At 69.9% G+C, this 16,870-nt stretch carries 16 protein-coding genes and 1 tRNA gene; 7 read left to right on the top strand and 10 right to left on the bottom strand.

The annotated features are described in order from the left end of the window. Window positions 1-108 precede the first annotated feature (108 nt). The 3 genes from OG746_RS03635 to nth form a co-directional block, all read right to left on the bottom strand. Window positions 109-1,308: a MarP family serine protease gene (locus OG746_RS03635; protein WP_266711440.1), complete on the bottom strand. Its 1,200-nt coding sequence runs from the start codon at window positions 1,306-1,308 to the stop codon at window positions 109-111. A gap of 72 nt (window positions 1,309-1,380) precedes the next feature. Continuing rightward, entirely contained in the window at window positions 1,381-2,151 is a 771-nt protein-coding gene (locus tag OG746_RS03640) for an NUDIX hydrolase (protein ID WP_266711442.1), read from the bottom strand. Window positions 2,152-2,207: 56 nt separating this feature from the next. After that, window positions 2,208-3,155 (bottom strand): endonuclease III, encoded by a 948-nt coding sequence (gene nth / locus OG746_RS03645; RefSeq protein ID WP_266711444.1) that lies wholly within the window; start codon window positions 3,153-3,155, stop codon window positions 2,208-2,210. Window positions 3,156-3,585: 430 nt separating this feature from the next. On the opposite strand from nth, the gene OG746_RS03650 reads away from it, so the two are divergent. Continuing rightward, window positions 3,586-4,260: a Crp/Fnr family transcriptional regulator gene (locus OG746_RS03650; RefSeq protein WP_031090867.1), complete on the top strand. Its 675-nt coding sequence runs from the start codon at window positions 3,586-3,588 to the stop codon at window positions 4,258-4,260. Window positions 4,261-4,380: 120 nt separating this feature from the next. Continuing rightward, complete coding sequence (locus OG746_RS03655) at window positions 4,381-5,283, top strand: sigma-70 family RNA polymerase sigma factor (RefSeq protein ID WP_266711446.1); 903 nt, start codon at window positions 4,381-4,383, stop codon at window positions 5,281-5,283. Window positions 5,284-5,476: 193 nt separating this feature from the next. Here OG746_RS03655 and OG746_RS03660 read toward each other — a convergent pair whose 3' ends face one another. The 4 genes from OG746_RS03660 to sp36 form a co-directional block, all read right to left on the bottom strand. Continuing rightward, the gene (locus OG746_RS03660; protein WP_266711448.1) at window positions 5,477-6,307 is read right to left on the bottom strand and encodes an MBL fold metallo-hydrolase; all 831 of its coding nucleotides are present in this window, start codon (window positions 6,305-6,307) and stop codon (window positions 5,477-5,479) included. Beyond that, on the bottom strand, window positions 6,304-7,194 hold the full coding sequence (locus tag OG746_RS03665; protein ID WP_266711450.1) for an NUDIX hydrolase: 891 nt from the start codon (window positions 7,192-7,194) through the stop codon (window positions 6,304-6,306). Before OG746_RS03665 ends, OG746_RS03660 begins: the two co-directional genes overlap by 4 nt. Window positions 7,195-7,281: 87 nt before the next feature. Further along, window positions 7,282-7,755, bottom strand: coding sequence for a RidA family protein (locus OG746_RS03670; RefSeq protein WP_266711452.1), 474 nt, complete (start codon window positions 7,753-7,755; stop codon window positions 7,282-7,284). After that, window positions 7,752-7,916: a Sp36 family protein gene (gene sp36 / locus OG746_RS03675; protein ID WP_107498797.1), complete on the bottom strand. Its 165-nt coding sequence runs from the start codon at window positions 7,914-7,916 to the stop codon at window positions 7,752-7,754. Before sp36 ends, OG746_RS03670 begins: the two co-directional genes overlap by 4 nt. An 86-nt stretch (window positions 7,917-8,002) precedes the next feature. Here sp36 and bagA point away from each other — a divergent pair, with 86 nt between their 5' ends. Both bagA and bagB read left to right on the top strand, forming a co-directional pair. Further along, window positions 8,003-9,004 carry an ATPase BagA gene (bagA, locus tag OG746_RS03680; protein WP_266711455.1) on the top strand — a complete coding sequence of 334 codons (1,002 nt, stop codon included), beginning with the start codon at window positions 8,003-8,005 and terminating at the stop codon, window positions 9,002-9,004. A 13-nt stretch (window positions 9,005-9,017) separates the two neighbouring features. After that, on the top strand, window positions 9,018-10,304 hold the full coding sequence (bagB, locus tag OG746_RS03685; RefSeq protein WP_266711457.1) for an ATPase BagB: 1,287 nt from the start codon (window positions 9,018-9,020) through the stop codon (window positions 10,302-10,304). Between the two features lie 73 nt (window positions 10,305-10,377). Here bagB and OG746_RS03690 read toward each other — a convergent pair whose 3' ends face one another. Beyond that, window positions 10,378-10,722 (bottom strand): WhiB family transcriptional regulator, encoded by a 345-nt coding sequence (locus OG746_RS03690; RefSeq protein ID WP_266711459.1) that lies wholly within the window; start codon window positions 10,720-10,722, stop codon window positions 10,378-10,380. Between the two features lie 450 nt (window positions 10,723-11,172). Here OG746_RS03690 and OG746_RS03695 point away from each other — a divergent pair, with 450 nt between their 5' ends. Next, entirely contained in the window at window positions 11,173-13,410 is a 2,238-nt protein-coding gene (locus tag OG746_RS03695) for a transglycosylase domain-containing protein (protein ID WP_266711461.1), read from the top strand. Between the two features lie 111 nt (window positions 13,411-13,521). Here OG746_RS03695 and OG746_RS03700 read toward each other — a convergent pair whose 3' ends face one another. Then, the gene (locus OG746_RS03700) at window positions 13,522-13,986 is read right to left on the bottom strand and encodes a GatB/YqeY domain-containing protein (protein ID WP_266711463.1); all 465 of its coding nucleotides are present in this window, start codon (window positions 13,984-13,986) and stop codon (window positions 13,522-13,524) included. A 76-nt stretch (window positions 13,987-14,062) separates the two neighbouring features. Here OG746_RS03700 and OG746_RS03705 point away from each other — a divergent pair, with 76 nt between their 5' ends. Together OG746_RS03705 and OG746_RS03710 are read left to right on the top strand one after the other, a co-directional pair. Further along, window positions 14,063-15,016: a metallophosphoesterase gene (locus tag OG746_RS03705; protein WP_266711465.1), complete on the top strand. Its 954-nt coding sequence runs from the start codon at window positions 14,063-14,065 to the stop codon at window positions 15,014-15,016. Window positions 15,017-15,132: 116 nt separating this feature from the next. Further along, window positions 15,133-15,206, top strand: a tRNA-Pro gene (locus OG746_RS03710). Between the two features lie 120 nt (window positions 15,207-15,326). Here OG746_RS03710 and OG746_RS03715 read toward each other — a convergent pair. Continuing rightward, a complete protein-coding gene (locus OG746_RS03715) occupies window positions 15,327-16,841 on the bottom strand; it encodes a LacI family DNA-binding transcriptional regulator (RefSeq protein WP_266711467.1) in 1,515 nt (504 codons plus the stop codon). Window positions 16,842-16,870 lie beyond the last annotated feature (29 nt).

Consider the following 16,870-nt stretch of genomic DNA (forward strand, 5'->3'; position numbering starts at 1 on the left):
ATTCTGCGGCGCCGCGCCCGGTGGGTGTCGGCGCGGATCCGGCACGGTGGGCGGGGCTGAACAGCCCTTCCGTACCTGGCGATCCGGCCGGGTTCCACGGCTGGTCGGCTACAGCGCGCAGGCGTCCGTGTCGACCTGCTGGTTCGCCGTACGGCCGCGCGCGATGTCGGTGCTGATCTCGTCGCCGGACAGCGCGTAGCCCGTCTCCGAGTCGTCGAGCGACTTGGCGAACACCACGCCGTAGACGTGGCCGTCGGGGGTGAGCAGCGGTCCGCCGGAGTTGCCCTGACGGACCGTCGCGAACAACGAGTACACATCGCGGCGCACGGTGCCCCGGTGGTAGATGTCCGGGCCGTTCGCCGTGATGCGCCCGCGCACGCGCGCGGGGCGGACGTCGTACGCGCCGTTCTCCGGGAAGCCCGCGACGATCGCGCCGCCGCCGCGCTGCGCGTCGGCCTCCGAGAACTGGAGCGGGGGCGCCTGCAGGGCCGGCACGTCCAGGACCGCGATGTCGCGCTTCCAGTCGTAGAGCACGACCTTCGCGTCGTACTTCACGCCCTCGCCGCCTATCTGGACGGTGGGTTCGTCGACACCGCCGACCACATGCGCGTTCGTCATCACGCGGCGGTCGGAGAAGACGAAGCCGGTGCCCTCGAGGACCTTGCCGCAACTGGGCGCCTGGCCAACGACCTTGACGATGGACCGCTTCGCGTTGCGCGCCACCTGGCTGCCCGCGAGCGCCGGGTCCGGCGGCTTCACGTCGGCGATCGGCTCGTTCGCGAACGGGCTGAAGACCTGCGGGAACCCGTTCTGCGCGAGGGTCGAGGAGAAGTCCGCGAACCAGGTGTCCGCCTGCGTGGGCAGCGCCTGCGAGACGCCCAACAGCACCTTCGAGCTGCGTACTTCCTTGCCGAGCGTGGGCAGGGTGGTGCCGGCCAGCGCGGAACCTATCAGCCAGGCCACCAGGAGCATCGCCGCCACGTTGACCACCGCGCCGCCCGTCGCGTCGAGCGCGCGGGCCGGGGACCAAGTGATGTACCTGCGCAGCTTGTTGCCCAAGTGCGTGGTGAACGCCTGTCCGACGGAGGCGCAGACGATCACGACGACCACGGCGACGACCGCGGCGGTCGTGGTGACCTCCGCGTCACTGGTGATCGCGTCCCACAGGAGGGGCAGCGCATAGATCGCGACGAGGCCGCCGCCGAGGAACCCGATCACCGACAGGATGCCGACGACAAAACCCTGGCGGTAGCCGACGATCGCGAACCACACGGCCGCGGCGAGCAGCAGGAAGTCCAGCACGTTCACCGATTCACGCCCCGCCTTGCATCTCGCCTCGCCCCTGTCGGCCCCTGCTCGTGATTCACGGCGCCCACCCTGTCACGACCGCCAATCGAGTGGGACCGTCTTTGATCGGTCCCAGGGGCGCTCCCACCCCGCGTAGTGCAGCAGCCGGTCGATCACGCCCGCGGTGAACCCCCAGACCAGAGCCGACTCCACCAGGAAGGCAGGGCCCTTGTGGCCGCTCGGGTGGACCGTCGTCGCCCGGTTCTCCGGGTCCGTGAGATCCGCCACGGGGACCGTGAAGACGCGCGCCGTCTCCGCCGGGTCGACCGCCGCGACGGGTGAGGGCACCCGCCACCAACCAAGTACGGGCGTGACGACGAAGCTGCTCACCGGGATGTACAGCTTCGGCAGCACGCCGAAGAGCTGGACGCCGCCCGGGTCGAGGCCGGTCTCCTCCCACGCCTCCCGCAGCGCGGCGTGCAGCGGCCCGTCTCCGAGCGGGTCGCCGTCCTCCGGGTCGAGGGCGCCACCGGGGAAGGAGGGCTGGCCCGCGTGGGATCTGAGCGAGCCGGAGCGCTCCATGAGCAGCAGCTCGGGTCCGCGCTCCCCCTCGCCGAACAGGATCAGCACGGCGGACTGCCGCCCGGCCCCGCTCTCCGGCGGCAGGAAGCGGCTGAGCTGCTCTCCGCGGACCGTGGCGGCAGCGTGGGCCACGGGGTCCAGCCAGGCGGGCAGGCCCTCGGTGCGGAGCGTCACGTCGAAGGGAGGCGGGCCACCCGGCCCGTACGCCCCCGCCGTGCCGTGCGCCCCGGCCGCCCCCTTCGCCCCGCCGCTCATCCCGCCGACCTCGCTCACGTGCTTCATCGCCGCCCCCTCGCGGTGTGCTGGGCCAAGCCCCGACTGCCCTCCGATGCGGTCCGTCACGCCTCCCGGCCGGCCAGGGGCGGCGCCGGGAGGCCGCCCGCGTCCAGGTAGGACTGCGGGGGCTTGAGGCGCTGGCCGGGGAAGCCGCCCTTCTCGTACTTGAGCAGCTTCTCCGCCTTGTCCGGGTCCGTCTCGCCCTCCCCGTACGCCGGGCAGAGCGGGGCGATCGGGCAGGCGCCGCAGGCCGGCTTGCGGGAGTGGCAGATACGGCGGCCGTGGAAGATCACGTTGTGACTGAGCTGGGTCCACTCGCTCTTCGGGAAGAGCTCGCCGATCGCCCGCTCGACCTTGTCGGGGTCCGTCTCGTCGGTCCACTTCCAGCGGCGCACCAGGCGGCCGAAGTGCGTGTCGACGGTGATGCCGGGCCTCCCGAACGCGTTCCCCAACACCACGAAGGCTGTCTTGCGGCCCACGCCGGGCAGCTTGACCAGGTCTTCGAGGCGGCCGGGCACCTCGCCGCCGAAGTCCTCGCTGAGCGCCTTGGCCAGGCCCATGATCGAGCGCGTCTTGGCGCGGAAGAAGCCGGTCGGCCGGATCAGCTCCTCGACCTCCTCCGGGTTGGCCGCGGCCAGGTCCTCGGGGGTCGGGTACTTCGCGAACAGGGCCGGCGTCGTCTGATTGACCCGCAGGTCCGTCGTCTGGGCCGACATCACCGTGGCCACCAGGAGCTGGAAGGGATTCTCGAAGTCCAGCTCCGGGTGGGCGTACGGGTACACCTCCGCGAGCTCGCGGTTGATCTTCCGGGCGCGGCGGACGAGCGCGGTGTGCGTCTCGGGGCGCGCGGCCGACTTTTTCGCGACGGTGGGCTGCTTCGGGGCGGCGGCCTTCGTGGCGGACTTCTTCGGAGCGGCGGACGCCTTCTTCGAGGTGGCCGTCTTCTTCGGGGCAGCCGCCTTCTTCGAGGTGGCCGCCTTCGCGGCGGTCTTTTTCGCGGGCGCGGACATCGCTAGGCGGCCTTCCCCTGTGCGGACACGGACTTGAGTACGGGCGCGGCCCCGATCATGCTCACCGACACGGTCTCCGACCCTCGGGTCACGGCCTCGGGGGCACCTTTCTGCGCCTGTTCGCCGACAGCGGAATCAAGGTCACCCACCACCGCCACAACCCCCTTCGCCTGCGCTCTCACCGGCTTTTTGAACACTCGGCCAGCCTAAAGCCCGGCACTGACATCCGCCCCGAAGCCGCCGGATCGCTCCACGATTGGCCCCCTCCCCCTCGGGTTGTGGCGCGGGTGCGGCAGACTTGTGTACGAGTGACTGATCACACTGTTTGGACCGTCCGGCAAAATGGGCAGTGGAAATGATCGACAACCGGGGCGATCCGGTCGATTCGATCGGGTCCACTCCCGATGCAGGCGACATAGGAGAGAAACTCGTGGACGACGTTCTGCGGCGCGCCCCGCTCTTCGCGGCGCTCGATGACGAGCAGGCCGCGGAGCTCCGCGCCTCCATGAGTGAGGTGACCCTCGCACGCGGCGACGCCCTGTTCCACGAGGGCGACCCCGGAGACCGCCTGTACGTGGTCACCGAGGGCAAGGTGAAGCTCCACCGCACTTCCCCCGACGGGCGCGAGAACATGCTCGCCGTCCTCGGCCCCGGCGAGCTGATCGGCGAGCTGTCGCTGTTCGACCCGGGCCCCCGCACCGCCACCGCCAGCGCCCTCACCGAGGTCAAGCTGCTCGGCCTCGGCCACGGCGACCTCCAGCCCTGGCTGAACGCACGGCCCGAGGTGGCCACGGCGCTGCTGCGCGCCGTCGCCCGGCGCCTGCGCAAGACCAACGACCAGATGTCCGACCTGGTCTTCTCCGACGTGCCCGGCCGTGTGGCCCGTGCGCTCCTCGACCTGTCGCGCCGCTTCGGTGTGCAGTCCGAGGAGGGCATCCACGTCGTGCACGACCTGACGCAGGAAGAGCTGGCCCAGCTGGTCGGCGCCTCCCGCGAGACGGTCAACAAGGCGCTCGCGGACTTCGCGGGCCGCGGGTGGCTCCGCCTGGAGGCCCGCGCCGTGATCCTCCTGGACGTGGAGCGCCTCGCGAAGCGCTCGCGCTGACTCCACACGCTTACGTAGACGGGTCCCGCCACACCTCGTGGCGGGACCCGTCTACGTAGAGCCCCACAGCGACACACATAGCGGGACCCGTCTACGTAGAGGCACACAGGGGAGCTCTTCATGACACAGCCGCCCGATCTCGTCACCCGTTTCGAGGAGGAGCGAGGGCGGCTGCGTGCCGTGGCGTACCGGATGCTCGGTTCGCTGAGCGAGGCCGAGGACGCCGTTCAGGAGGGGTGGCTGCGGCTTCAGCGGGCGGACACCGACGAGGTGCGGAACCTGAGCGGCTGGCTGACGACCGTCGTCGGGCGGATCTGCCTGGACATGCTGCGCACCCGCACGGCGCGCCGCGAGGAGCCCTTCGAGCACGAGGCGCTCGGGCCCGCCGAGACCCGCGTCCCCGACCCGGTGATCCGGCCCGCCGACCCCGTTCACGAGGCCGAACTCGCGGACTCCGTAGGGCTCGCGCTGCTCGTCGTGCTCGACACGCTCGCGCCCGCCGAACGCCTCGCCTTCGTGCTGCACGACATGTTCGCCGTGCCGTTCGAGGAGCTCGCCCCCATCGTGGAGCGCACCCCCGCGGCGACCCGGCAGATGGCGAGCAGGGCGCGGCGCCGGGTGCAGGGGGCGACCGCGCCCCGGGACACGCCGCTGGCCCGGCAGCGCGAGGTCGTCCGCGCCTGGCTGGCCGCCACGCGCGCGGGTGACTTCGAGGCGCTCCTGGAACTCCTCGACCCGGACGTCCTGTTGCGGGTCGACGCGGGCAGCGGCACCGCCTCCGGGCTGCTGCGCGGGAGCCTGGCGGTGGCCAAGCAGGCCGCGTTCTACGGGAAGCTGGCGCAGGCGGCGTACCCGGCGTTCGTCGGCGACGGCCTCGGCATCGTGCAGGCGCCTCGCGGCCAGGTCGTCTCGGTGCTCGCCTTCACGTTCCGGGACGGCAAGGTCGTCGGAGTCGACATCATCGCGGATCCGCCGCGGCTCGCTGCGCTTGGCATCGGGTGGGTGGGGCCCGGCGGCGAGTGAGGTGCGGGCCCCTGCGGTTGGCCCCGGCGGCGAGTGAGTTGCGGAGCCCCGCGGCCTTGGCCCCGGCGTGGGTTGCGGTCGCGGGGCTCCGCCCCGGGCCCCGCGGGCTCTCGTCCGAAGAGCGGGCTGAAAAGATCGGGGCTCTGCCCCGGACCCCGCCGCTCAATCGCCGCGGGGGCTTTATCGGGGCGCTCTAGATCAACCCATGCTCCCGCAGATAGTCCAACTGTGCCCGCACGCTCAGTTCGGCTGCCGGCCACAGGGAGCGGTCCACGTCCGCGTAGACGTGTGTCACGACGTCGGGGGCGGACACGTAGCCGTTCTCGACGGCCGTTTCCACCTGGGCGAGGCGGCCCGCGCGGTGTGCCAGGTAGAACTCGACGGCGCCCTGGGCGTCCTCCAGGACCGGGCCGTGGCCCGGCAGGACCGTGTGCACGCCGTCGTCGACCGTCAGGGAGCGCAGGCGGCGCAGCGAGTCCAGGTAGTCGCCGAGGCGGCCGTCCGGGTGGGCGACCACCGTCGTGCCGCGCCCGAGGATCGTGTCGCCGGTCAACACGGCCTGGTCGGCGGGGAGATGGAAGCAGAGGGAGTCAGCGGTGTGGCCAGGGGTCGGTACGACGCGCAGCTCCAGGCCGCCCGTGGTGATCACGTCTCCGGCGGCCAGGCCCTCGTCGCCGAGCCGCAGCGCCGGGTCGAGCGCCCGCACCTTCGTCCCGGTCAACTCGGCGAACCGGCCCGCCCCTTCGGCGTGGTCCGGGTGCCCGTGCGTGAGGAGGGTGAGCGCGACCCGCTTGCCCGCCTTCTCGGCGATGTCGAGGACGGCGTGCAGATGCGCGTCGTCCAGCGGTCCCGGGTCGATGACGACGGCGAGGTCGCTGTCCGGTTCGGCGACGATCCAGGTGTTGGTGCCGTCGAGGGTCATCGCGGAGGCGTTGGGCGCCAGGACGTTGACCGCGCGGGCGGTGGCGGGGCCCGTGAGGACGACGCCGCGCGGCTGGCCGGGCAGGGCCGCGGCTTCGGTCATGAGGAGGCTCCCCCGTTGCTGTCGCTGTTCCCGGTCGGGATGTGCTTGGTGAACTCGTCGTGTCCCGGCCAGGACAGCACCAGCTCGTCCTCCTCCATGCGCGCCTGCGCGAGTACGGGCGTGAGATCTCGCCCCGCCGCCCCCGCGAGGGCGCCGCGCACGTCGTCGTACGCCTCCAGGGTGCGCAACGTCGCGATCGTCGGCGGCATCATCGTCAGCTCGCCCCGGTCGTACTCCGCCGCGGCCCGCCCCGGCATGATCCACACCGTGCGGTCGGCCTCGGAGGAGTCGTCGCTGGTGCGCTGACCCGCCGGGAGCGCGGCCACGAAGAACCACGTGTCGTAGCGGCGCGGCTCGAACTCGGGGGTGATCCAGCGGGCCCACGCGCCGAGCAGATCGGAGCGCAGCACCAGGCCGCGGTTCTCCAGGAACCCGGCGAAGGACAGGTCCCGGTCGATCAGCGCCTGCCGGTCGGCCTGCCACTGCTCGCCCGTCGTGTCGTCGACGACGGTGTCCGGGGTCGGTCCGGCGAGCAGCACGCCCGCCTCCTCGAACGTCTCCCGCACGGCGGCGCAGACGATCGCCTGGGCCTCCCGCTCAGGCACCCCGAGCCGCTCGGCCCACACCTGGAGCGAAGGACCGGCCCAGCGGACCAGCCGGTCGTCGTCGCGCGGGTCGACGCCGCCGCCCGGATACGCGTAGGCGCCCGCCGCGAACTTCATCGACGTACGTCTGCGGAGCATGTGCACCTCGGGGCCACCGGGCGAGGCGTCTCTGAGCAGCATCACGGTGGCCGCGCGGCGCGGAGTCGCGGGTGTGAGTGTGCCGTCGGCGAGGGCACGGATGCGTTCCGGCCACTCCGGGGGATACCACTGCCCATTTGCCATGGCCGGAGGCTAACCGCTGACGGCCGGATGTTCGAGAGGCCGCCCACGACGAAGATCGTGGACGGCCTCTCGTACGAGAACGGCAGCTCAGGCCTCGGAGGTGAGCTCCACCTGGATCTCGACCTCGACCGGCGCGTCCAGCGGCAGCACGGCCACGCCGACGGCGCTGCGCGCGTGCACGCCCTTGTCGCCGAGGACCTCGCCGAGCAGCTCGCTCGCGCCGTTGATGACGCCGGGCTGGCCGGTGAAGTCGGTGGCGGAGGCCACGAAGCCGACGACCTTCACGACACGCGCGATGCGGTCCAGGTCACCGGCGACGGATTTGACCGCCGCGAGCGCGTTCAGCGCGCAGGTGCGGGCCAGGTCCTTGGCCTGCTCGTCGGTGACCTCGTCGCCGACCTTGCCGGTCAGCGGCAGCTTGCCGTCGACCATGGGCAGCTGCCCCGCCGTGTACACGTACACACCGGACTGCACGGCCGGCTGGTACGCGGCGACCGGGGGGACGACGGGCGGCAGGGTCAGGCCCAGCTCGGTGAGCCGCGCCTCCACCTGCCCGCTCATGCGGCCTTCTCCCGCTTCAAGTACGCCACCAGCTGCTCGGGGTTGTTCGGCCCCGGCACGACCTGGACCAGCTCCCAGCCGTCCTCGCCCCAGGTGTCCAGGATCTGCTTCGTCGCGTGCACGAGGAGCGGCACGGTCGCGTATTCCCACTTCTTTGCCATGGGGCCGACTGTATCCGTCCGGACATGGCCGAAGCGTTCCGGAGGCTGCTGCGTGGATGTCCGACGTACTGGTTAGGCTCGAATACGTGAGCAGGCTCCAGGTCGTCAGCGGCAAGGGCGGGACCGGAAAGACCACGGTCGCCGCTGCACTCGCGCTCGCCCTCGCGACCGAGGGAAAGCGCACTCTCCTCGTGGAGGTGGAGGGCAGACAAGGCATCGCACAGCTCTTCGAGACGGAGGCGCTCCCCTACGAGGAGCGGAAGATCGCCGTCGCGCCCGGTGGCGGGGAGGTGTTCGCGCTCGCCATCGACCCTGAACTGGCGTTGCTGGACTACCTCCAGATGTTCTACAAGCTGGGCAGCGCGGGCCGCGCCCTGAAGAAGCTGGGCGCGATCGACTTCGCGACCACCATCGCGCCGGGCCTGCGGGACGTGCTCCTGACGGGCAAGGCGTGCGAGGCGGTGCGCAGAAAAGACAAGCAGGGGCGCTACATCTACGACTACGTGGTGATGGACGCGCCGCCCACCGGCCGCATCACCCGGTTCCTCAACGTGAACGACGAGGTGGCGGGGCTCGCCAAGATGGGCCCGATACACAATCAGGCGCAGGCGGTGATGCGGGTCCTCAAGTCCCGTGAGACCGCGGTGCACTTGGTGACCCTCCTCGAGGAGATGCCGGTGCAGGAGACCCTCGACGGGGTCGCCGAGTTGCGCGCCGCGAAGCTGCCCGTCGGACGGATCATGGTGAACATGGTGCGACCCGCACTTCTCGGGGAACCCGCCCTGGCACTGGCCTCCGACGGTGAGGTCCGCCCTGCGGTCACCGAGGCCCTGACGGCCGCCGGGCTCGGCAGCGCCAAGCGGCTCGTCGGCCCGCTGCTCGCGCAGGCCGGGGAGTACGCCGAGCGTTACGCCCTGGAGCGCGCCCAGCGCGACCAGCTCGCCGAGGCGGGCCTGCCGCTGCACGAACTGCCGTTGCTCACCGAGGGCCTCGACCTCTCCGGGCTCTACACGCTCGCCGAGGAACTGCGACAGCAAGGGATCCAAGGGATTCAGGGAACCGCATCCAGGACAGGACGCCACTCATGACGGGACGCCATTCATGACGCTGACCCCTGAGGGCACGCTCGACGTGGACCCGCTGCTCGACGACCCGCAGACCCGCATCGTGGTGTGCTGCGGCAGCGGTGGCGTCGGCAAGACCACGACGGCCGCCGCCCTCGGGCTGCGCGCCGCCGAGCGCGGCCGCAAGGTCGTCGTCCTCACCATCGACCCGGCCCGCAGGCTCGCCCAGTCCATGGGCATCGACTCGCTGGACAACACCCCGCGCCGGGTGAAGGACTTCGACGACTCCGCGGGCGGCGAGCTGCACGCGATGATGCTCGACATGAAGCGCACGTTCGACGAGATCGTCGAGGCGCACGCGGACGAGGAGCGCGCGAAGGCGATCCTGAACAACCCCTTCTACCAGTCGCTTTCGGCCGGCTTCGCGGGCACGCAGGAGTACATGGCGATGGAGAAGCTGGGGCAGCTCAGGTCCCGCGACGAGTGGGACCTGATCGTCGTCGACACCCCGCCGTCCCGCTCCGCGCTCGACTTCCTGGACGCGCCGCAGCGACTCGGCTCGTTCCTGGACGGCAAGCTGATCCGGCTGCTCATGGCCCCGGCGAAGATCGGCGGGCGCGCGGGCATGAAGTTCCTGAACGTCGGGATGTCGATGATGACCGGCACGCTCGGCAAGCTGCTCGGCGGTCAACTCCTGCGCGACGTGCAGACGTTCGTGGCCGCGATGGACACGACGTTCGGCGGTTTCCGCACGCGCGCGGACGCCACGTACAAGCTGCTGCAGGCGCCCGGCACCGCGTTCCTCGTGGTCGCCGCGCCCGAGCGGGACGCGCTGCGCGAGGCCGCGTACTTCGTGGAGCGGCTGGCCGCGGAGAAGATGCCGCTGGCCGGGCTCGTACTGAACCGGGTGCACGGCAGCGGCGCGAGCCGGCTCTCGGCCGAGCGGGCGCTTGCCGCCGCGGAAAATCTTGACGAGCGCCGCATTGTGGATCAGACGGGCGGGAAGGAAGAGGGTCGTGCCACTCCCGAGGCACCCCCCGAATCATCTTCCGAAGCGCCCTTCGAGGCATCCCCCGAAACATCCGAGGCCGACCCCACGGCCGAGCCCGGCATTGAGCAACTGACCGCGGGACTACTGCGGTTGCACGCGGAGCGCATGCAGATGGTCGCGCGCGAACAGCGCACGCGTGACCGCTTCACCGCGCTGCATCCCGAGGTCGCCGTGACCGAGGTCGCGGCCCTGCCCGGTGACGTACACGACCTGGCAGGCCTCAGGGACATCGGAGAACGGCTCGCGGCCGGTGGCACTCCGGCCGGAGCTTGAGCCGTACGTCCGTGGCCCGACGGACAGTTCCGACGGTTCCCACAGTTCCTACGGACAGTGGTGCGCACGCCGGCTAACCGACGGCCGCGTACCTCTCGTACGTCTCGTCGTTCTCCAGTTCCACGGGCAGTAGGCCCGCGCCGCGCTCGTACTCCGTACGCGCTGTCTCAAGCAGCGTGCGCCATGACGTGACGGTCGGACGCCTGCGCAGCAACGCGCGACGCTCCCGCTCCGTCATGCCACCCCACACGCCGAACTCGACGCGATTGTCGAGCGCGTCCGCCAGGCACTCGGTCCGCACGGGGCATCCCGTGCACACCGCCTTCGCCCGGTTCTGCGCTGCTCCTTGAACGAACAGTTCGTCCGGATCGGTAGTGCGGCAGGCCGCCTGCGCACTCCAGTCGACTACCCAGCCCATACCGGCGCCGTCCTCTCCCGAATCGAGGCTCCCCCACGGCGGCAGCGGCATATTCACCGCCGCCAGTTGAGGACGTTACGGAAGGTGGGCACAGCGCAACACCCCCTTCGGGCCCAATCTTGAATGGTCCGAACGGACTATGCGTGAGCGGCAGATCACCCGACGGAGTGACCGAAGGACATGCGTAATAACCCCGGCAAACCGGGACAGTTCACTTGAGTCACAACGGGCGTGGAGTGACACACAAGGCGAAGTCGGACGCCCCCTGAGCCCTACGCGAAGACGCGCGAAAGGGTCCGAGAATGACTACAAGAGGCACTTCATACGTACCGGGAACGATTCGGGGTCGTCCCGCATCTTGATACGAGACCGCACTGCTGTGACAGTTGAGTGCAGCTTAGGCCAAGGCATATACGGCTGTCCGGAGAATCGACACGTAGGCTGCCCCGTATGGGAAAGAAGCGCTCGGGCGGTGGCGGCGGTACGTCGCCGGCCCAACAGGCCGCCAAGTTCCTCGGAGTCAGCGTGCTCGCAGGAGCCGTGCTGGCGGGGATCGCCCTGCCCGCGGCAGGCGCGCTGGGTCTCGCGGCCAAGGGCTCGGTCGAGGGATTCGACGAGATTCCGGCGACGTTGAAGACCCCGCCGCTGAGCCAGCGCACCACGATCCTGGACAACGAGGGCGGGAAGATCGCGACCGTCTACTCGCGCGACCGCACGGTCGTGAAGCTCGACGACATCTCGCCGTACATGCAGAAGGCGATCGTCGCGATCGAGGACTCGCGGTTCTACGAGCACGGCGCCGTCGACGCGAAGGGCATCCTGCGCGCGATCAACGCCAACGCGCAGAACGGCGGCGTCTCGCAGGGCGCCTCCACCCTCACCCAGCAGTACGTGAAGAACGTCTTCATGGAAGAGGCGGGCGACGACCCGACCAAGCTGGCGCAGGCGACTCAGCAGACCATCGGCCGCAAGGTCAAGGAGCTGAAGTACGCGATCCAGGTGGAGAACGAGGTCGGCAAGAAGAAGATCCTCAACAACTACCTGAACATCACGTACTTCGGGCAGCAGGCGTACGGCGTCGAGGCCGCGGCCCAGCGCTACTTCTCCAAGCCGGCCAAGGACCTGAACATCCAGGAGTCGGCGATGCTCGCCGGCATCGTGCAGTCCCCCAGCCGCTACGACCCCGTCAACGACGAGGCCGAGGCGAAGAAGCGGCGCAACATCGTGCTCCAGCGGATGGCGGAGACGCACGACATCACGCAGGCCGAGGCCGCCAAGGCCAAGGAGACGCCGATCGGCCTGAAGGTCAGCAGGCCGCAGAACGGCTGCATCACCGCGCAGCACGGCGCGGCGTTCTTCTGCGACTACGTCAGGAACTCCTTCCTCAACAACCCGGCCTATGGCAAGACGTCCGAGGAGCGGGCCAAGATCTGGAACCGCGGCGGCCTGACGGTGAAGACGACGCTCGACCCGCAGACGCAGGAGTCCGTGGAGGACTCGGTCAAGCGCCACGTCTACCAGTCGGACAAGGTCGACGCGGCGGGCGCGTTCGTCGAGCCCGGCACCGGCAAGGTCCTCGGCATGGGCCAGTCCAAGCCGTACGGCTCCGACGCGAGCAAGAACGAGTCGGAGATGAACTACTCCGTCAACTACCGGGACGGCGGCTCCAACCTCGGCTTCCCGACGGGTTCGACGTTCAAGCCGTTCGTGGCGGCAGCGGCCCTGGAGAAGGGCACGTCGGTGACGAAGCAGTACCCGGCGCCGTACCAGATGCCGTACCCGAGCCGGGTCCAGACGTGCAGCGGCAAGCCGTGGGTCAACGACGGCGGCTACAAGCTGGAGAACGAGAACGAGTCGGAGGTCGGCCCGTACCGCCTCAAGGAGGCGATGGCCAAGTCCATCAACACGTACTTCGTGCAGATGATCGGCGACATCGGCATGTGCCCGGTCGTGAAGATGACCGACAAGCTGGGCGTGGTGCAGGGCAACGGCAAGAAGGTCGACGAGGTGCCCTCGTCCATGACCCTCGGCTCGACGGGTCTCTCGCCGCTCACGATGGCCTCCGCGTACGCGGCGTTCGCCAACCGCGGCACGTACTGCACGCCCGTCGCCATCGACGCGATCACCGACCCCAACGGCAAGGCGCTCGACGTGCCGAAGTCGAAGTGCTCGCGCGCGATGTCGCAGTCGACCGCCGACAAGATCAATACGCTGCTCAGCGGCGTGATCGACTCCGGTACGGGCAAGACGGCCGGCCTCAGCGGGCGGGACAACGCGGGCAAGACCGGTACCACCGACGCCCGTAAGAACGCCTGGTTCGCCGGCTACACGCCGAACCTGTCCGGCGCCGTCTGGGTCGGCAGCGCCTCGCAGGCCGTCGAGATGACCGACATCACCATCGGTGGCCAGTACCACGACAAGGTCTTCGGCGCCGATACGCCGGGTCCGATCTGGCGGGACGCCATGACCGGCGCGCTGTCCGGCAAGGACGCGCCCACCTTCAACAAGGTGAACATCCCGGACCCGGACAAGAAGAAGGACAAGAGCAAGAACAAGGGCGACAAGCCCGACGCCGGGGACGACGGGGGCAACGGCGATACCGACCCGCTGCCCGACATCTCGATCCCGCCGGACCTCATCGGCGGCAATGGGAACGGGAACGGACACGGGGGCGGTTGGGGCCGGTAAGGCCCCCGCAGACCGGTAAGGAAGAGGGCGCATCCCACACGGGATGCGCCCTCTTCTTCGTCTCTTCGTCGTTCGTGGCGGAGCTCAGCTCTTCGCCGTTCGTGACGGAGCTCAGCCCGCCAGGAGGCGCTTGACCGTGGAGGCCACCCGGCCGCCCTCGGCGCGGTCCGCGACCTTCGGCTTCACGATCTTCATGACCTGGCCCATGGCCCTCGGCCCCTCGGCGCCGGCCGCCTTCGCCTCCTCGACCGCCTGCGCGACGATCTGCTCGAGCTCGGCGTCGGACAGCTGCTGCGGCAGGTACTCGGCGAGCACCACGCCCTCCGCCTCCTCGCGGCTCGCGGACTCGGCGCGGCCCGCCTTCTCGAAGGCCTCGGCAGCCTCGCGGCGCTTCTTCGCCTCCTTGGCGATCACCTTCTGCACCTCGTCGTCCGTCAGCTCACGCTTCTCCGTGCCCGCGACTTCCTGGTTGGTGATCGCGGAGAGGGTCAGCCGGAGCGTCGAGGAGCGGAGCTCGTTGCGCTCCCTGATCGCGGCGTTGAGGTCGTCCTGCAACTTCGACTTGAGCGTGGTCATGACTTGATTGTCGCAGGTGCGCGAGGCCCCACGCCCGCGGATTTCCGGGGCGGGGCCGGTCTGACACGATGGGCCCATGCGCGCTCGATACGGGAATCCTCTGAAGACCTCCCTGAAGGTGACGGCCGGCATCGCGGCGGCGGGCGCCGCCGGGCTGATCTACTCGGCGGGCTTCGAGGCCCGCTCCTTCCGCCTGCGACGGGTCACGGTCCCGGTCCTGCCTGCGGGAATGCGCCCGATGCGGGTGCTCCAGGTCTCCGACATCCACATGGTGAGCGGGCAGAACAAGAAGCGCCGCTGGCTGCAGTCGCTGGCCGGACTCCGCCCCGACTTCGTCATCAACACGGGCGACAACCTGTCCGACACGGAGGGCGTCCCCGAGGTCCTCGACGCGCTCGGCCCGCTGATGGAGTTCCCCGGCGCGTACGTCTTCGGGTCCAACGACTACTACGGCCCCAAGCTCCTCAACCCGGCCCGCTACCTGAAGCAGCAGATGTCGGGCAAGCACGGTCTGAACGGCAACCCGCCCGTCGTCGGCGCCATCCACAACCCGTGGGAGGACCTGCGCGACGCCTTCGACGGGGCCGGTTGGCTGAACCTCACGAACACGCGGGGCTCGCTGAAGGTCGCGGGCGTGGAGATCGGCCTCACCGGCCTGGACGACCCGCACATCAAGCGCGACCGGTACGCGGAGGTGGCCGGCGGCCCGCTGGCGGGCCCGGACTTCTCGATGGGCGTGGTGCACGCCCCGTACCTGCGCACCCTGGACGCCTTCACCGCGGACGGCTACCCGCTGGTCCTCGCGGGCCACACCCACGGCGGCCAGCTCTGCATCCCCTTCTACGGGGCCCTCGTCACCAACTGTGACCTGGACGCGGACCGCGTGAAGGGCCTGTCCACGCACGAGGCGGAGGGGAACACGTCCTACCTCCACGTCTCGGCGGGCTGCGGCACCAACCGCTACACCCCGGTCCGCTTCGCCTGCCCGCCCGAGGCGACCCTGTTGACGCTGGCGCCGATGGCCGCCTGAGGCCCTGCGCAGAGGGCCGCCGTAAACCGGATTTCGTCTCAGGCCGACAGTCCGCTAAAGTAAACGACGTCGCCGCGACCTGCAGAGCAGAACAGCAGAGACCGGAACAACGACATCGGGGTGTGGCGCAGCTTGGCAGCGCGCTTCGTTCGGGACGAAGAGGTCGTGGGTTCAAATCCCGCCACCCCGACAGTTGAAACACCAGGTCAGGGGCCTGATCCGCATAGCGGGTCAGGCCCCTGAGTGGTTTCTGGGGCCCTCCTGGGAGAAATCTGGGAGAAGATCTTGAAATTCGGCTCCCAGACAGCGCCTACCTGAGCGCCCTCGCCCGCTCGTGCAACAGGGCGTTGAGAACGGCAACTGGCGACGTGGGGCACATCGCGAGCCTCGCGTCGAGCGACGCCTCCCACTCTGCGGTGAGCGCCGCCATGAGGTCGGCGCGCATCTCTTTGGTGATGTGCGTGTAGCGCGCCTGGACAGATCCATCGATGTGCCCCAAGCGCTCATCCATGAGCTTGGGCGGCGTGCGGAAACCTTCCATGCGCGTCTTGTGCGTGTGCCGTAGCCCGTGGGGCGTGAGTCCCTTGGCCACGGGGACCCAGCAGGTATCGGCGCGCGCGTGGGCGCCTCGCCCTCGGGCGGGTACGCCGGGCCACGGTTCCGCGAGTACCGGCACGGGCCGGGCCTCCTGTGGCGCCTTCTTCGGGTACCAGCCAGAAGCGGCGGGTGTGAACAGCCAGGTAGCGAACCCGTTCCGCCGCCAGTGCGCGGCCTGGTCGACAGCACCGCCGCCACGGGTGAACCCGAGATCCGCGATCGCCTGACGCACCCTCACCCTCGTGGCTTCTGCCACGGTTTCGGGCCGGTTGAGGACGTTGGAGACCGTGCCGGTCGATACGCCGGCGCGCCTCGCGACGTCCACCACCTTGGCGCCCGTCTCTCCGGTGCGCGAGACGCCCTGGCCACGGAACATGTACGTCCTGCCGTGGCAGGGGCAGGGGGTCGGCTGAGTACGGGCGATGTGCCCGGTCCAGAGCCGCGAGAGCCACGGCGGGGCATCCACGGTGCGATAGCTGTCCTCCTTGGGAGGGCAGCGCACCAGCTCTCCCGAGTCGATTTCGTAGAGCTGCCACTCGATCCGAACCGACTTGGGGCGGGCGAACTCGACCTCCAGGCCCACGACTTCACCCCAGCGCATTCCGGTGTAGCCCTTGGTGACCGCAGCTACGAACTCGTCATCCCTGCCTGACAGAAGGGAAGCTCGTTCAGCGACCAGGAGGATGCCGAGCGGGTCTGTGACCACCTTCTCCGGGCCGCGGTCACGGGAGCGGCCTGCTCGCTTTCCTCGCCCCCGTCGCTTGGTCGCCGGGTTGGCGCTGATCAGTCCGTCTTCCACCGCGTCCTCAAGAAGCAGGTGCAGCGTGCCGCGCCACGTCTTCACGCTCGATACGGCATACAGCGCCTTCTCCTTCCGCTCCCACGCGTCCACGTCAGTTCGCTGGATCTCGGCGAGCGCCTTGTCCTCGAACTCGGGGAGCAGGTGCTCCTCAAGGTGACGGCGGTAGTTCTGCATGGTCGAGGCCGCGAGGTCTTGGGCGTCGTACCAACCCGAGGCGTACGCCCCGAAGGTGGTTCGGCCGGCCGCAGGGTCCCTCCACTCCCCCGCGCGTACCTTCGCCTCCTCGGCGTCCGCTGCCTGCTTGGCGTCGCGCTTCTTGGCGAAGCGGATGGTGTTCCCGTTGGCGTCAGCGACAGTTCCGTACTTACCCGTTGAGATCTTGTAGCGGCCGCGCCAGTAGCTACCGCGGTCTTCCGCGAAGCCCATGTTTCTCCTCATCACAAGCAGTGGGCGGG

This window comes from Streptomyces sp. NBC_01016 (genome assembly GCF_026341035.1).
In the GTDB taxonomy this organism is placed as follows: Bacteria; Actinomycetota; Actinomycetes; order Streptomycetales; family Streptomycetaceae; genus Streptomyces.